This is a genomic window from Cellulomonas sp. P4_B5_2 (assembly GCF_056402235.1).
The window spans coordinates 1-15814 of sequence record NZ_JBFUHU010000041.1 but is presented as its reverse complement, the minus strand read 5'-3'; the positions used below and the strand labels follow the sequence as shown (position 1 = coordinate 15814).

The window sequence follows — 15814 nt, the reverse complement described above, 5'->3', positions numbered from 1 at the left end:
CCGAGCGCGCGCGACCAGGCCGCGACCAGGCCCGCTCCCGCGCGCAGCTGCGCCGAGACGCCCAGGAGCAGCTCCGACAGGGTGCCGCCCGACCGAGGCGCACCCACCCACGCGCCCCGGGTGCCGGGCTGACCCCGCGCGCGAGTCCGACGACCGCCCTGACCCGCCACCACAGCAACGGCCAGCGCGACGAGCACACCCACCGCCACGGTCATCGGCCCGCCCCGGCACGGGTGCGCCGGACCGCCACCCGGACGGGCGCGTTCATCGGCCTCCTCCGGTCACCGCAGGCCCCACGGGCAACCCGAGGCGGGCGGCCAGCACCGGCCACGCCGGTCCCGCCGTCGTCACACCCGTCGGTTCGACCCGCAGCGCGCACGCCACCTCGAGGTCACCGGAGCCCGCCCGGCGGACGACCCCGACCTCCGCCACGTACCGGCGGTCGGCCCTGCGCAGGTGCAGGACCGCGTCGAACGCGCTCGAGGCCTGCGCGGCGACGGCCTCACGACTCATCCCCGCCAACGCCGCCAGCGCCTCGAGCCGGGCGGGCACGTCGGCGGCCGCGTTCGCGTGCACGGTCGCGCACCCGCCGTCGTGCCCGGTGTTCAGGGCGGCGAGGACCTCGCGCACCTCGGCGCCGCGGCACTCGCCGAGGACGATCCGGTCGGGGCGCATCCGCAGGGCGTGCCGCACCAGGGCCGCCAGGTCCACCCGCCCCGCACCGTCGACGTTCGCATGCCGCGCCAGCAGCCGGACGACGTGCGGGTGCGCCGGTGCGAGCTCACCCGCCTCCTCGACCACCACGAGCCGTTCGTCGGGCGGGACCAGCGACAGCAGCGCCGCCAGCAGAGTGGTCTTGCCCGACCCCGTGGCGCCCGAGATCAGCAGGTTGGCCCGCGTGGACACCAGCGCCCGGACCACGGGCACGAGGGCGGGCGCGAGGGTGCCGGACGCCACCAGCTGCTCGATGGTGAACGCGCGCGACCGCACCACCCGCAGGCTGATCAGGGCACAGCTCTCCGCGAGCGGCGGGAGCACGGCGTGCAATCGGGTCCCGTCCGGCAGCCGGGCGTCGACCGCGGGCGAGGCGTCGTCCAGGCGTTGGCCCCCCGCTGCCGCCAGCCGGACCGCGAGCGCGCGGACGTCGTCGACTCCGCCCAGGTCCACGTCTGCCCGGGTCAGCCGTCCGGCCCGCTCCACCCACACGTCGCGCGGCCCGTTGACCAGGACGTCGGTGACCTCGGGGTCGTCGAGGAACGCCTGCAGCCGACCCGCACCGAAGAGCTCGTCGCGCACCGTCCTGGTCACCGCGCTGAGCGCGCTGGACCCGAGCACTGCGCCGACGTCTCGAGCCGCCGCCTCGACGACGACCCCGAGCCCCTCCCCGGACCCTGACGCGCCCAGCCTCGTCCGGACGGCGTCGAGGAAGTCCGGGCCGACGCCCCGCACGAGCGCCGTCACCGCACGCCCCGCTCAAGGGTCGCGACGATCCGGGCGGCCGCACGGCTGGTCCGGCCGCCGGTGGGCACTCCACCTCGTTCCAGGGCGGCGAGCACCCGCCGGTCCGTGGGCAGCCTGGCCAGGACGGGCAGGTCGACCGCCTCGGCCAGCTCGGCGGAGCCGAGTCCACCCGGGGCCGGACCGCGCACGACCAGCGACGCCGCCACCCCGTCACCGAGGTGCGGGCGCATCGCGAGGATCCCGGCGACCGTGCGCAGGTCCCGCGGTGCCACGACGAGAACCGCGTCGCACGCCTCCACGAGCGACTCACCCGCGACGACCGCGGCGCGGTCCAGGTCCAGCACGAGCGCGCCGGCTGCCAGGGTCAGGGCGTGCAGGACGTCGGCGACGACGGCGGGCTCGGGCGGCCCGGGGCGGGAACGGTCGGCGCTGAGCACCGCGCACGATCCCCACCGGGGCAGCAGCGCCAGCACGTCCACCCCCGAGACCTCCCCGCGCGCGTCTGCGAGGTCCGGCCACCGCACCCCGTCGGCACCCTCGAGCCCCAGCAGGACGTCGATGCCGCCCGAGGCGCGGTCGAGGTCCACCAGGGCGGTCGCGGTCCGGCGCGCGAGCTGGCGGGCGAGCGCGGCCGCGAGCGTCGAGGCACCGCCGCCTCCCCGCCCCGCCACCACGCCGAGCACGAGCGCGCGGCGAGGGGCGGTGGCAACCGACGGCCAGGTCGATGAGGCGGAGGGAGCGCCCGTGAGGGGGGTCATCGGGTCACCTTCCGTCGGGGTCCGACCTGGCCGCCGGCGCACGACGAATATGGCTGCGACCGACGGGCCGGCCGGCTGCGCGGAGTGGATCTGGGGAAACCGACCGAGGATTGCTGGGCTGGGGGCGGCTCGCCATCGTGTGGGCGTCGGCCACTAGGCTCGCCGCGAGCCGCACGGCACCCCGACGACGACCGCCCGGAGCAGCATGGACGTGGATCCGCCGCACGAGGATCGGTCGCGCGAGGCCGCGTTCTTCGACCTCGACAAGACGATCATCGCGACCTCGTCGGCCACGGCCTTCTCCCGCCCGTTCCTCGCCGAGGGCCTGCTCACGCGCCGTTCCGTCGTGCGGACCGCCTACGCGCAGCTGCTCTACCTGCTCGGCGGTGCCGACGAGGACCAGACCGAGCGCCTGCGCGCACAGCTGTCACGGATGGTCGCCGGCTGGGACGTGTCGCAGGTGTCGGCGATCGTCGCCGAGACGCTGCACGAGTCGATCGACCCGACGGTGTACGCGGAGGCGGTCGCACTCATCGAGGAGCACCACGCGGCCGGCCGGGACGTGGTGGTGGTGTCGGCATCGGGTGCCGAGGTGGTCGAGCCGATCGCCGCGATCCTCGGCGCGGACCACGTCATCGCCACCCGGATGAACGTGCTCGACGGCCGGTACACCGGCGAGATCGACTTCTACGCCTACGGGGAGAACAAGGCGTCGGCCATCCGCGAGCTCGCCCAGGAGGAGGGATACGACCTCGACGCCAGCTACGCCTACTCGGACTCGATCACGGACGCCCCCATGCTCGGCACCGTCGGTCACGCGTTCGCCGTGAACCCCGACCGTGCGCTGCGCAGGCTCGCCATCGAGCGCGGCTGGGGAACGCTCGCGTTCGTCCGGCCCGTCCCCCTGTTCCCGCGTCGCGCCCGCATCGTCACGGCGGGAGCCGTCACCCTCGTCGTGATCGCCGCCGTCGTGGTGGCCGTCGCGATCCGTCGGAGCCGTCGACGCCGCTGAGTCCGCATCGCGGACGAGCGTCCCAGCATCCGTCGGGCGCGACCGGGTGGCCTGCACCGTCGTCGCCACGGCTGTCGCGGATCCGTGAAGTGAGGTACCAAAGGAACACAACTGCATGACCGCGAGGGCACCCACGCGCAGGAGAGCCCACCTATGGGCAGGTCGACCGGGCTGGTCCCGTCGCGACCGACACCGGTGCACGCTTGATCACCCTCCGGTCCGCTGTTGGCGACGGCGCCCCMCGGGGCGCCGTCGTTCGTCTGCGGTGGGTCAGTCCAGCGACCCCGCCAGTACCGCGTCCGCGATCGCCCGCGCCTCGGCCGCGCCGCGCACGACAGCGTCGCCGGACGCGCGAACCCACGCCGCCACCCCCTCCGGCGACCCCGTCGCGAACCCTGCAACGGCGCCCAGGTACGGGTTCAGCGCGTCCGCCCAGACGACCTCGGCGACCACCGAGCCGGTGGGGTCGAGGCCCCGGGTGGTGAGCAACAGGCGTGCGACGGCCCGCGCGACCAGCCCGTTGCCCCCGAGGAACGGCCGCAGCGCGAGCAGCTCGCCGTGCACGACGGCGCCGACCGCCAGCGCCGGGACGGTCGTGGTGCGCACCGTGCGGTCGAGCAGGTCGATGCGTGCGGCCAGCTCGTCGCCGACGGGCGCCGGCCCCAGGCCGGTGAGGTCCTGTGGCGCCTGGTCGACCCGCAGCCTGCCGACGTCGGGCTCGTCCAGCCACCCCCCGGCGGCCGCGGAGTGCACGCGGGCGAGCAGCTGGCGCAGCGGCGGGAGCACGGCCGACCCGCTCACCCCGAGCGCCGGCATCCACTGCTCCACCAGCACCGTGGCACTCAACGCACCGACGACGACCGGGTCGGAGCCGCCACCGGTCGCGAGCTCGCGCACGAACGACAGCGGAACGCGCGCCCCCTCGATCGCGCACGACGCGCGGGTGGCCCGCAGGCCGGCCTCGGCGCGCACCTCGCGCCACCGCCGCCGGTAGGCCTCGTGCCAACGCAGCTCCTCGCACGCGATCCGCGAGCGCTCGACCGCCTCGGCCACCCCGGCGAGCTCGAGTAGCGGGGCGAGGGGGTCGGTCACGCCGTCACCCTATAGATGAGTCCACAATGTTCGAATGGTCTCCCCGAGCGTCTCCTCGTCCATCACCGCGCGCCTCGAGGTGCAGGCCCGGCCGACCGCCGTCAGCGAGCTCACCACGGCCATCGAGAAGGCCGGGGGCATCGTCACCGCGCTGGACGTCACGGCCTCCGGGCACGAGCAGATGACGGTGGACGTCACGTGCGCCACGCGGGGCGAGCAGCACGCCGCGTCCATCGTCGACGCGCTCAAGGAGCTGCACGGCGTCGTCGTCGAGCGCGTCAGCGACCGCACGTTCCTCATGCACATCGGCGGCAAGCTCTCGATCGAGTCCAAGGTGCCGCTGCGCAACCGCGACGACCTGTCGATGGCGTACACGCCGGGCGTCGCGCGCGTCTGCGAGGCGATCGCGGCCCACCCGGAGGACGCCCGCCGCCTGACCATCAAGCGCAACACGATCGCGGTCGTCACGGACGGCACCGCGGTGCTGGGGCTCGGCAACATCGGACCGCTCGCCAGCCTGCCGGTGATGGAGGGCAAGGCGGTCCTGTTCAAGCGGTTCGCGGGCATCGACGCGTTCCCCATCGCGCTGGACATCACCGACGTGGATCAGATCGTGGAGACCATCTGCGCGATCGCGCCCGTGTTCGCGGGCATCAACCTCGAGGACATCTCCGCGCCGCGCTGCTTCGAGATCGAGCGCCGGCTGCGCGAGCGCCTGGACATCCCGGTGTTCCACGACGACCAGCACGGCACCGCCATCGTCGTCGTCGCGGCCCTGACCAACGCGCTCAAGGTGGTGAACAAGGACCTGGCCACCGTGCGGATCGTGCTCTCGGGCGCGGGCGCCGCCGGCACGGCCGTGCTCAGGCTGCTGCTCGCGGCCGGCGCCAAGGACGTCGTCGTCGCGGACATCGAGGGTGTCGTCCGCGCCGACCGGCCGGGGCTCGACCCCTCCCTGTTCTGGACCGCGTCCATGACCAACCCGCGCGGCATCTCGGGCAGCATCCCGGACGCGCTGAAGGACGCCGACGTGTTCATCGGCGTCTCCGCCCCGGACGTCATCACGGGACACGACGTCTCGACGATGGCGCCGGACTCGATCGTGTTCGCGCTGKCGAACCCCCGCCCGGAGGTGGACCCGGACGACGCGGCGCAGTACGCGGCCGTCGTCGGCACCGGTCGGTCCGACTTCGCCAACCAGATCAACAACGTGCTCGCGTTCCCGGGCGTCTTCCGCGGGCTGCTCGACGCGCAGTCGCACCGGATCACGGACAGCATGCTGCTGGCCGCGGCCTACGCGCTGGCGTCGGTGGTCACGGACGACGAGCTCAACCCGACGTACATCGTGCCCAGCGTGTTCAACCCGGAGGTCACGACCGTGGTCGCCGCCGCGGTGACGAAGGCCGCCCACGAGACGATCGAGGTCTAGACCCTTCGCGCCAGGGACTCGGCCGCGCGCTGCGTGGCACGGACCAGCCCGTCGGGGACGTCGCCGTCCGCGAACGTGACGGCCAGCCCGGCGATGGGGTGCCCGGTGCGGTCCCGCACGGCCGCGGCGACGGACGCGAACCCGCTGGTCACGTCCCCGTGCTCGGACGCCCAGCCGATTCGTCGCACCTCGGTGAGGACCGCCCGCAGCTCGGACAGGCGCTGCGGGCCGACACCGGTGCGGTCGACGAACGCGCCGCGATCGGGGAACAGCGCGCGCACCTGGGCGGTCGGCAGGTCGGCGAGGATCGCGCGTCCGCTGGCCGTCAGGTGGGCCGGGAGCCGCACCCCGACGTCCGTGACCAGGGCCGGYCGGCCGGCCGCGCGCTCCTCGACCACGTACAGGACGTCGCGCCCGTGCAGGACCGCGAGGTGCGCGCTCTCGCCCACCTGGTCGACCAGCCGCGCGAGCACCGGCCGCGCCGCGCGTGCCAGCGGCGCCTGCCGTGAGTAGGCCGAGCCCAGCTCGAACGCACCGAGGCCCAGGCCGTACCGGCGCTCCTCGGGCAGGTGGACGACGAAGCCGTGCTCGGTGAGGACCGCGAGCAGGTGGTACGTGGTGGACCGCGGGAGGTCGAGGGCGGTCGCCAGTGCGGCCGCGGGCAGCGGGCCCGTTCGGGACAGGTGGCGGAGCAGGCGCAGCGTGGCGTCCGCCGCGGGCACGGTGCTCACCGGGTCCTCCCGACGTTGTCTGAGATCCCAGACACTATCCGTGCGCGACACCTACGCCCCACGCGGAGCACGCGGTGTCATGAACCATGAGCACCGTCGTCGTCGGCACCGGACCCGTCTCGATCGCCGACGTCGTCGCGGTCGCCCGGAACGGAGCGGGCGTGCGGCTCTCCGACGAGGCGCTGACCGCGATCGCGCGTGGCCGGGCGGTGGTCGACGAGCTCGCCGCCGACACCCGGCCGCACTACGGCATCTCCACCGGCTTCGGCGCCCTGGCCACCCTGTCGATCCCGGCCGACAAGCGCCTGGACCTGCAGCGCAGCCTGGTCCGCTCGCACGCCGCCAGCACGGGTCCCGAGGTCGAACGGGAGGTGGTCCGCGCGCTCATGCTGCTGAGGCTGTCGACCCTGGCCACCGGGCACACCGGCGTCCGCCCGGAGACCGCGAGCGCGTACGCCGCGATGCTCGACGCCGGGATCACGCCCGTCGTCCGCGAGTACGGCTCGCTCGGCTGCTCCGGCGACCTCGCACCGCTGGCCCACTGCGCGCTGGCACTGATGGGCGAGGGCGACGTGCGCGACGCCACCGGGGCGCTCCTGGAGAACCGCCCTCCGGGTCACACGCTCACCGAGAAGGAGGGTCTGGCCCTCATCAACGGCACCGACGGCATGCTCGGCATGCTCGCCCTCGCCCTGCACGACCTGGACGTCCTGCTGGACACCGCCGACATCGCCGCCGCGATGAGCGTCGAGTCCCTGCTCGGCACCGACGCCGTCTTCGCGGCCGACCTCCAGGGTCTTCGCCCGCACCCCGGACAGGCCACCTCCGCCGCGAACATCCGCGCGGTCCTCCACGGCTCCGGGATCATGGCCAGCCACAAGACCCCCGAGTGCACCCGTGTGCAGGACGCCTACTCGCTGCGGTGCGCGCCGCAGGTGCACGGGGCCGCCCGCGACACCGTCGAGCACGCGCGCACCGTGGCCGAGCGCGAGCTGGCCGCGGCGATCGACAACCCCGTGATCACCGACGACGGCCGCGTCGAGTCCAACGGAAACTTCCACGGCGCCCCGGTCGGGTACGTGCTCGACTTCCTCGCGATCGCCGTGGCCGACGTCGCGAGCATGTCCGAGCGCCGCACCGACCGGTTCCTCGACGTCTCGCGCAACCACGGCCTGCCGGCGTTCCTCGCGCACGACCCCGGCGTCGACTCCGGCCTGATGATCGCGCAGTACACGGCCGCCGGGCTGGTCAGCGAGCTCAAACGCCTCGCGGTGCCGGCCAGCGTCGACTCGATCCCGTCGTCGGCCATGCAGGAGGACCACGTGTCGATGGGCTGGCACGCGGCCCGCAAGCTGCGCCGGTCGATCGACGCCCTGACCCGGGTGCTCGGCATCGAGCTGCTCACCGCCGCGCGAGCGCAGGACCTTCGAGCACCCCTGGAGCCGTCGCCGATCACACGTGCGGTGAAGGACCTCCTGCGGGCGCGCGGCATCCCCGGCCCCGGCCCGGACAGCTACCTCTCCCCCGACCTCGAGACCGCCGCAGACGCCGTCCGTGACGGCTCCGTCGCCGCACAGCTAGGAGCCCGCTCATGACCGGCCCCCGCCCCGTCCGCGCCCCGCGCGGCACCACGCTCACCGCCCGCAGCTGGCAGACCGAGGCGCCGCTGCGCATGCTCATGAACAACCTTGACCCGGAGGTGGCCGAGCGCCCGGACGACCTGGTGGTCTACGGCGGCACAGGCAAGGCCGCCCGGTCGTGGGACGCGTACGACGCCATCGTGCGGACCCTGACCACGCTCGGCGACGACGAGACCCTGCTGGTCCAGTCCGGCAAGCCGGTCGGCGTGCTCACCACGCACGAGTGGGCGCCGCGCGTGCTGATCGCCAACTCGAACCTCGTCGGCGACTGGGCGACCTGGCCGGAGTTCCGGCGGCTGGAGCAGCTCGGGCTGACCATGTACGGGCAGATGACCGCGGGGTCGTGGATCTACATCGGCACGCAGGGGATCCTCCAGGGCACGTACGAGACGCTGGCCGCGGTGGCCGCGAAGCGGTTCGGCGGGACGCTGGCGGGCACGCTGACCGTGACCGGCGGCTGCGGAGGTATGGGTGGCGCGCAACCCCTCGCGGTCACGCTCAACGGGGGCGCATGCCTGATCGTCGACGTCGACGGCGACCGGTTGCAGCGGCGGGTCCGCGAGCGTTACCTCGACCGGGTGGCGACGAGCCTCGACGAGGCGATCGCGCTGGTCAGCGACGCGAGGGCGACCAGAACAGCGCTCTCCATCGGCGTCGTCGGCAACTGCGCGACCGTGCTGCCCGAGCTGCTGCGCCGCGGGGTCGAGGTCGACGTCGTCACCGACCAGACGTCCGCGCACGACCCGCTGAGCTACCTCCCCGTCGGGGTCGAGGTGGCCGACTGGGCGTCCTACGCCGCCGCCAAGCCGGAGGAGTTCACCGAGCGGGCGCGCGAGTCGATGGCCSSGCACGTCGAGGCRATGGTCGGGTTCMTSGAYGCCGGYGCCGAGGTGTTCGACTACGGCAACTCGATCCGCGACGAGGCCCGGCAAGGTGGGTACGAGCGCGCGTTCGACTTCCCCGGGTTCGTCCCCGCGTACATCCGGCCGCTGTTCGCCGAGGGCAAGGGGCCGTTCCGCTGGGCCGCGCTGTCGGGAAACCCGCACGACATCGCGGTGACCGACCAGGCGGTGCTCGACCTGTTCCCCGACGACGACCACCTGCACCGCTGGATCCGGGCCGCGCAGGACCGCGTGGCGTTCCAGGGGCTCCCGGCGCGCATCTGCTGGCTCGGGCACGGGGAGCGCGACCGGGCGGGGCTGCGGTTCAACGAGCTCGTGGCCTCCGGGGACGTCACGGCGCCTCTCGTCATCGGCCGCGACCACCTCGACGCCGGCTCGGTCGCCTCCCCGTACCGCGAGACCGAGGGGATGGCCGACGGCTCCGACGCGATCGCCGACTGGCCTCTGCTGAACGCGCTGGTCGCGGCCTCGTCGGGCGCCACCTGGGTGTCGATCCACCACGGCGGCGGCGTCGGCATGGGCCGCTCGATCCACGCCGGGCAGGTGTCCGTGGCCGACGGGACCGACCTGGCCGCGCGCAAGCTGGCCCGGGTGCTCTCCAACGACCCGGCCATGGGCGTGCTGCGGCACGTCGACGCCGGCTACCCGCGGGCCGACGAGGTGGCGACGGCGAACGGGCTGCGCGTCCCGATGCGGGAGGACTCGTGACGTTCGCCGGCACGTGGGCCGACCTGGCGCCGGTCGGACGTGCCGTCGACGGTGGTTACCGCCGGTTCGCGTGGACGCGCGAGGACCACACCCTGCGCGAGTGGTTCGCGGGCGAGGCGCAGGCCCGGGGCCTCGACCTGGTCACCGACCGGGCGGGCAACCAGTGGGCGTGGTGGGGCGACCCTGACGCGACCCCCGGGATCGTCACCGGCAGCCACCTCGACTCCGTCCCGGGCGGCGGCGCGTTCGACGGGCCGCTCGGGGTGGTCAGCGGGTTCGCGGCGCTCGACCTCCTGCGGGAGCGCGGCGTGACGCCGGTACGGCCGCTGGGGATCGTGAACTTCGTCGACGAGGAGGGTGCCCGCTTCGGCGTCGCGTGCGCCGGGTCGCGGCTGATCACCGGTGTGCTCGACGCGGACCGGGCACGAGGGCTACGCGATGCCGACGGGGTGAGCATGGCCGAGGCCCTGCGCACAGCCGGCCGCGACCCCGCGGAGCTCGGCCCTGACCCGCACGCCCTGCGCCGGATCGCGTCCTTCGTCGAGCTGCACGTCGAGCAGGGCCGCGCGCTCGTGCACACCGGCGACGCGGTGGGCGTCGGCCGGATGATCTGGCCGCACGGCCGCTGGCGCGTGGAGCTGCGCGGCGAGGCCAACCACGCCGGGACCACCCCGCTCGCCGACCGGCGCGACCCGATGCTCGACCTCGCGGCGCTGATCGCGCAGGTCAGGCGGGGTGCTGAGGATGCCGGCGCGCTGGCCACCGTCGGGAAGCTGCGGGTGGACCCGAACGGCGTGAACGCGATCCCGTCGCAGGTCACTGCGTGGCTCGACGTCCGCGCGTCGGAGGAGTCCGCGGTCCGCGCGGTCCTCGCGTCCCTGGCCGCGTACGCCCCGCAGGAGGAGTCCTGGACTCCCGTCACCGTGCTCGACGCCGACCTCGCGGACGTCGTCGCGGGAGCACTGGACGACCCCCCACGCCTGGGCACGGGCGCGGGTCACGACGCGGGGATCCTCGCGGCCGCGGGCATCCCCACGGCGATGCTCTTCGTCCGCAACCCGTCGGGCATCTCGCACGCGCCCGCGGAGGACGCCGACGAGGCGGACTGCGTCGCGGGCATCGACGCGCTCGCGGCGGTGCTGGGACGGTTGCTCACGTGACCACGTACTGGGCCGCGCACGCGTGGCTCCCCGACGGCCTGCAGGGCGACGTCCGCGTCACGGTGTCCGACGGCCGGATCACCGCCGTCGACCGGGGGCCGGCGCGCCCGGACGACCACCGGCTGCCCGGCGTCGTCCTGCCCGGCTTCGCCAACACGCACTCCCACGCGTTCCACCGCGCGCTGCGGGGCCGCACGCACGACGACGGCGGCACGTTCTGGACGTGGCGGGACCGCATGTACGCGCTCGCCGCGGCCCTGACCCCCGACACGTACCTGGACCTCGCCCGCGCCACCTATGCCGAGATGGTCCTCGCCGGTGTCACCGCGGTCGGCGAGTTCCACTACCTGCACCACGGCCCCGGCGGCACCCCGTACGACGACCCCAACGTCATGGCCGAGGCCCTGCGCACCGCCGCGCGCGAGGCCGGCCTGCGGATCACGCTCCTGGACACCGCGTACCTGACCGGCGGGATCGACGCGCCGCTGGAGGGCGTCCAGCGACGGTTCGGCGACCACGACGCCGACGCCTGGGCCACCCGGGTCGCGGCACTGCGCCCGGACGACACCCTCACGGTCGGCGCGGCGATCCACTCCGTGCGCGCGGTCCCCCTGGACGACCTCCCCCGGATCGCCGCGCACGCCACCGGCCGCCCGCTGCACGTGCACCTGTCCGAGCAGCGGCTCGAGAACGAGCAGGCGCTGGCCACGTTCGGCGCCACCCCGACCCGGGTGCTCGAGGACGCGGGCGCCCTCGGCCCGAGCACCACCGCGGTCCACGCCGTCCACGTGACGCCGGAGGACGTCGCGATCCTCGGCTCGACGCGGACCGGGATCTGCCTGTGCCCGTCCACCGAGCAGGACCTCGGCGACGGCATCGCGCCCGGCGCCCTCCTGCAGTCGGCGGGCGCACGCCTGAGCGTCGGCAGCGACCAGCACGTCCGCACCGACCTGCTGGCGGAGGCGCGGTCCGTCGAGATGCACGAGCGCCTGGCCAAGGAGTCCCGCGGGGTCCTCACCCCCGCCGAGCTGGTCGCCCTCCTGACGACCGGCGGTCACATGAGCCTCGGCGACCCCACGGGCGGACGCCTGGCCGTCGGCGCCCCGGCCGACCTGGTCGCCGTCCGCACCGACACACCGCGGACAGCCGGAGCCGACCCCGCCCAGCTGGTCCTGGTCGCGGGCAGCGCCGACGTCGACACCGTCGTGGTCGGCGGCGTCGTGCGGGTCGAGGGCGGTAGGCACGTGCTCGGAGACGTCGGGGCCATGCTGGGCACGGCGGTCCGCGCCGCGTGGGAGGAGACCCGATGACGTCGCACCTGGTCACCGGCATCGGTGAGCTGACGACGCACGACGACCGCTTCGGCAGGCCCCTGCTCGACGCCGCGCTGGTGTCCGAGGACGGCCGGGTCGCCTGGGTCGGTCCCGCCGCGGACGCCCCCGACGCCGACCGTCGCACCGACCTCGCCGGCGCCGCGGTGGTCCCGGGCTTCGTCGACTCCCACACGCACCTGGTGTTCGGCGGCGACCGGTCGGCCGAGTTCGAGGCCCGCATGGCCGGCACGGTCTACACCGGCGGCGGCATCACGACGACGGTCGCCGCCACCCGGGCGACGTCCGAGGACCGGCTCCGCGCGCGGCTGCGCAGCCTCGTCGACGAGGCCCGCGGCCAGGGCACCACCACCCTGGAGATCAAGAGCGGCTACGGCCTCGACGTCGAGACGGAGGTGCGCCTGCTCCGCCTGGCCGGCGAGGTCACGCCGGAGACGACCTTCCTGGGCGCCCACGTCGTGCCGCCGGGCGTCGACCGGGCCGACTACCTCGCCCTCGTGACGGGGCCGATGCTCGAGGCCTGCGCGCCGCACGCCCGGTGGGCGGACGTGTTCTGCGAGCCGGCCAGCCCACTCGCGTTCGACGGGGACGAGGCCCGCGAGGTGCTGGTCGCCGCACGGGCTGCGGGTCTCGGCCTGCGGGTGCACGCCAACCAGCTCGCGCCAGGCCCGGGCGTCCAGCTCGCCCTCGAGCTCGGTGCCGCGAGCGTCGACCACTGCACGTACCTGTCCAACGCGGACGTCGCGGCCCTCGCCGACTCGCGCACGGTCGCCACCCTGCTGCCCGGTGTGGAGTTCTCCACCCGCTCGCCGTACCCGGACGCGCGGCGCATGCTCGACGCGGGCGTCGAGGTCGCGCTGGCCAGCGACTGCAACCCGGGCACGTGCTACTCGACGTCGATGCCGCTGATGATCGCGCTCGCCGTCCGCGAGATGCGGATGACGGTCGCCGAGGCGGTCCGGGCTGCGACCCTCGGGGGCGCGCACGCCCTGCTCCGCGACGACGTCGGCCACCTGCGGGTCGGCGCCCGCGCGGACCTCGCCGTGCTCGACGCCCCGAGCTACCGGCACCTGGCCTACCGGCCCGGGGTGCCGATCGCCCGGGCGCTGACCGTCTAGGCCCAGGTGGCCCGGCGGTACTGCGGCTGCCAGGCCTCGACGTCCGCCGCACCCAGCTCGTGCGCGGCACGCAGCGGCCAGAACGGGTCGCGCAGGCCTTCGCGGCCCAGCAGGACCGCGTCCGCGGACCCGTCGGCCAGCACGGCCTCCGCCTGCGCCGGATCGGTCAGCAGGCCGACAGCGGCGACAGGCAGACCCGACGTCTCGCGCACCTCGCGCGCCGCGGGCACCTGGTACCCGGGGCCGACGGGGATCGACGCGGGCGCGTTGCCGCCGGTGGACACGTCGACCAGGTCCACCCCGTGTCCGCCGAGCTCCTTGGCCACCTGCGCCACCTCGTCGACGGTGAGCCCGCCCTCGACCCAGTCGGTCGCGGACAGCCGCACGAACAGGGGCTTGTCGTCGGGCCACGCGGCGCGCACGGCGTCGGCGGTCTCCACGAGCAGCCGGGCGCGGTTCTCCAGCGTGCCGCCGTACTCGTCGTCGCGGTCGTTGGACAGCGGCGAGAGGAACTGGTGCAGGAGGTAGCCGTGGGCCGCGTGCAGCTCGACGACGTCGAAGCCGGCGTCGTCGGCCCGGCGCGCGGCGTCGGCGAACGCCGCGGGGATGCGGGCGATCTCGTCGAGGGTCAGCGCGAGCGGCGTCGCGAGGCCCGGGAAGGCGACACCCGACGGGCCGACGGTGGTCCAGCCGCCCTGCTCGGCCGGCACCGAGCCGCGACCGGCGGCGAACGGGGAGAACGTCGACGCCTTGCGGCCCGCGTGCGCCAGCTGCACGCCGATCAGCGTCCCCCGCTCGTGCACGAAGTCGGTGATCCGGCGCCACTCGGCGACGTGCAGGTCGTGCCACAGCCCGGTGTCCTCCGGGGAGATCCGACCCTCGGGCACCACCGCGGTCGCCTCGGCGATCAGCAGCCCGAACCCGCCCGAGGCCCGCGAGCCCAGGTGGACCAGGTGCCAGTCGTTGGGGCTTCCGTCGACGGCCGAGTACTGGCACATCGGCGCCAGCCAGGCACGGTTGGCGAACGTGGTCCCCCGGAGGGTGAGCGGCGAGAAGAGAAGGGTCACGTGCGGTCGCAACCGACGACGGCCGCCCTCGATTCCCCCGGGCCCTAGGACCCCCATCACGTCGACGCCGTCGCGCGACCATGGACGGGTGCTGAGCATCCCCGACGCGGTCGACGCCCAGGCGGTCGCCGCCCACCACAAGGTCGATCTGATGGCGACGCCGGGGGTGTACCTCGTGCGCACCATGCTGGCCGGCGCCTACATCGGCATCGGCGTCCTCATCATGGCCACCGCGGGCGGTCCGCTGTTCGTGGCGCAGTCCCCGTTCACCCCGCTCGTGCAGGGCCTGGTGTTCGGCGTCGCCCTCACCGTCGTGGTGGTCGCCGGGGGCGAGCTGGCGACCTCGGCCATGATGATCCTCACGCAGGGGGCGATCCGGGGCGCGATCAGCTGGGGACGGGCCGCCGTGATCCTGCTGGCGTGCATGGGCGGCAACCTGCTGGGCGCCATGGCCTTCGCGTTCCTCGTGCACGTCTCCGGCGTCCTGGCACCCGGCACGGCCGGCGGCGCGGTCCTGGCGAGCATGGTCGAGCACAAGGCCCACGAGACGTCGGTGCAGCTGCTGGTCCGCGGGATCCTCTGCAACGTGATGGTCTGCCTGGCCATCTGGTGCGCGGCGCGCTTGCGCAGCGAGGGCGCGCGGATCGCGGTGATCTTCGCGTGCGTCATGGTGTTCATCACGTCCGGCTTCGAGCACGTGGTCGCCAACATGACCACGTTCTCGCTCGGCCTGTACGGCAGCCTGCCGGGTGCGACCGTCGCCGAGATGGCCCGGAACATCGCCCTCGTGGGCCTCGGCAACCTGATCGGCGGCGGGATCCTGGTCGGGGCCGCGTACGCCTACGGCAGCCGTCCGCGACCGTCCCTCGAGCAGCCCGGATCGTCCGACTCGGGCGCGCTGCACGGCGACCGGGAGCCGCTGGCAATACGGTGACTCGAACAGCGGCGCCGCCCGACGCCGCCCGAGTGGCCAGCTTCGAGGAGCACGCATGAGCACCTCCGACCCGCACCGCCCCGGCGGCGCGACCGACCGTCCCGACGAGACGGACACCTCGATCGAGCAGACGACGCCGGGCGCCGACGACGCCCCGGCCCACGAGGTCGCGCCGACCGTCGAGACCCTGGACCCGCCGGCCCCGACCGAGCCCGAGCCCGACGCGCGGGCAGCCGAGCCGGTCACCGGACCGGCCACCGAGCCGGTCACCGAACCGGTCGCCGGGACCCCCGGGGCCGAGCTGCCTGCGACCACCGGGACCCTTCCCGCCGCGGCACGCACCTCCTCGGAGGCGAGCCTGGACACCGGCCGGCACGCGGTCGTCCGCCCGGCACCCACGCCGCCCGACGAGCCCGCCCCGGACCCGGTCGTCGCCTCGGCCACGCAGCCCGTCGAGCCCCCGTCGAGCCC

Annotated in this window: 13 protein-coding genes and 2 pseudogenes; 9 read left to right on the top strand and 6 right to left on the bottom strand. The window is 74.8% G+C overall.

Annotated elements, in window-relative coordinates:
• From AC1DUQ_RS04660 to ssd, 3 genes and pseudogenes are all read right to left on the bottom strand, one after another.
• Positions 1-215: pseudogene (locus tag AC1DUQ_RS04660) on the bottom strand (hypothetical protein); the annotation flags it as partial.
• A 49-nt stretch (positions 216-264) separates the two neighbouring features.
• Positions 265-1461: a TadA family conjugal transfer-associated ATPase gene (locus AC1DUQ_RS04655; RefSeq protein WP_477061225.1), complete on the bottom strand. Its 1197-nt coding sequence runs from the start codon at positions 1459-1461 to the stop codon at positions 265-267.
• Positions 1458-2219 (bottom strand): septum site-determining protein Ssd, encoded by a 762-nt coding sequence (gene ssd / locus AC1DUQ_RS04650; protein ID WP_477061224.1) that lies wholly within the window; start codon positions 2217-2219, stop codon positions 1458-1460. Before ssd ends, AC1DUQ_RS04655 begins: the two co-directional genes overlap by 4 nt.
• 205 nt (positions 2220-2424) lie before the next feature.
• Between ssd and AC1DUQ_RS04645 the strand changes: the two genes are divergently transcribed.
• Positions 2425-3231 (top strand): HAD family hydrolase, encoded by an 807-nt coding sequence (locus AC1DUQ_RS04645; RefSeq protein ID WP_477061223.1) that lies wholly within the window; start codon positions 2425-2427, stop codon positions 3229-3231.
• A 270-nt stretch (positions 3232-3501) separates the two neighbouring features.
• On the opposite strand, the gene AC1DUQ_RS04640 is transcribed toward AC1DUQ_RS04645, so the two are convergent.
• Positions 3502-4323 carry a Fic family protein gene (locus tag AC1DUQ_RS04640; protein WP_477061222.1) on the bottom strand — a complete coding sequence of 274 codons (822 nt, stop codon included), beginning with the start codon at positions 4321-4323 and terminating at the stop codon, positions 3502-3504.
• 34 nt (positions 4324-4357) lie between these two features.
• Here AC1DUQ_RS04640 and AC1DUQ_RS04635 point away from each other — a divergent pair, with 34 nt between their 5' ends.
• Positions 4358-5752, top strand: a complete 1395-nt coding sequence (locus AC1DUQ_RS04635) for an NAD-dependent malic enzyme (protein ID WP_477073451.1) — start codon at positions 4358-4360, stop codon at positions 5750-5752.
• Here the strand turns inward: AC1DUQ_RS04635 and AC1DUQ_RS04630 are convergent.
• Entirely contained in the window at positions 5749-6483 is a 735-nt protein-coding gene (locus tag AC1DUQ_RS04630) for an IclR family transcriptional regulator (protein ID WP_477061220.1), read from the bottom strand. The two genes, AC1DUQ_RS04635 and AC1DUQ_RS04630, sit on opposite strands and share 4 nt — an antisense overlap.
• Positions 6484-6569: 86 nt before the next feature.
• Here AC1DUQ_RS04630 and hutH point away from each other — a divergent pair, with 86 nt between their 5' ends.
• From hutH to hutI, 5 genes are read left to right on the top strand one after another with little or no spacing between them, the layout of a single operon-like run.
• The gene (hutH, locus tag AC1DUQ_RS04625) at positions 6570-8078 is read left to right on the top strand and encodes a histidine ammonia-lyase (RefSeq protein WP_477061219.1); all 1509 of its coding nucleotides are present in this window, start codon (positions 6570-6572) and stop codon (positions 8076-8078) included.
• Positions 8075-9733, top strand: coding sequence for a urocanate hydratase (gene hutU / locus AC1DUQ_RS04620; RefSeq protein WP_477073450.1), 1659 nt, complete (start codon positions 8075-8077; stop codon positions 9731-9733). The genes hutH and hutU overlap by 4 nt, the downstream gene beginning before the upstream one ends.
• On the top strand, positions 9730-10893 hold the full coding sequence (locus AC1DUQ_RS04615; protein ID WP_477061217.1) for an allantoate amidohydrolase: 1164 nt from the start codon (positions 9730-9732) through the stop codon (positions 10891-10893). Before hutU ends, AC1DUQ_RS04615 begins: the two co-directional genes overlap by 4 nt.
• Positions 10890-12203, top strand: coding sequence for a formimidoylglutamate deiminase (locus AC1DUQ_RS04610; protein WP_477061216.1), 1314 nt, complete (start codon positions 10890-10892; stop codon positions 12201-12203). The genes AC1DUQ_RS04615 and AC1DUQ_RS04610 overlap by 4 nt, the downstream gene beginning before the upstream one ends.
• Complete coding sequence (gene hutI / locus AC1DUQ_RS04605) at positions 12200-13342, top strand: imidazolonepropionase (protein ID WP_477061215.1); 1143 nt, start codon at positions 12200-12202, stop codon at positions 13340-13342. Before AC1DUQ_RS04610 ends, hutI begins: the two co-directional genes overlap by 4 nt.
• Here the strand turns inward: hutI and AC1DUQ_RS04600 are convergent.
• Positions 13339-14409: an NADH:flavin oxidoreductase/NADH oxidase gene (locus AC1DUQ_RS04600; protein WP_477061214.1), complete on the bottom strand. Its 1071-nt coding sequence runs from the start codon at positions 14407-14409 to the stop codon at positions 13339-13341. The two genes, hutI and AC1DUQ_RS04600, sit on opposite strands and share 4 nt — an antisense overlap.
• An 88-nt stretch (positions 14410-14497) precedes the next feature.
• On the opposite strand from AC1DUQ_RS04600, the gene AC1DUQ_RS04595 reads away from it, so the two are divergent.
• Positions 14498-15343, top strand: a complete 846-nt coding sequence (locus tag AC1DUQ_RS04595; protein ID WP_477061213.1) for a formate/nitrite transporter family protein — start codon at positions 14498-14500, stop codon at positions 15341-15343.
• Between the two features lie 55 nt (positions 15344-15398).
• Positions 15399-15814, top strand: a pseudogene (locus AC1DUQ_RS04590) (hypothetical protein); the annotation flags it as partial.

Excerpts from the sequence above, each read along its gene's own strand:
- AC1DUQ_RS04645 (WP_477061223.1), top strand. The coding sequence starts at position 2,425 with ATGGACGTGGATCCGCCGCACGAGGATCGGTCGCGCGAGGCCGCGTTC.
- hutI (WP_477061215.1), top strand. The coding sequence starts at position 12,200 with ATGACGTCGCACCTGGTCACCGGCATCGGTGAGCTGACGACGCACGAC.
- hutH (WP_477061219.1), top strand. The coding sequence starts at position 6,570 with ATGAGCACCGTCGTCGTCGGCACCGGACCCGTCTCGATCGCCGACGTC.
- ssd (WP_477061224.1), bottom strand. The coding sequence starts at position 2,219 with ATGACCCCCCTCACGGGCGCTCCCTCCGCCTCATCGACCTGGCCGTCG.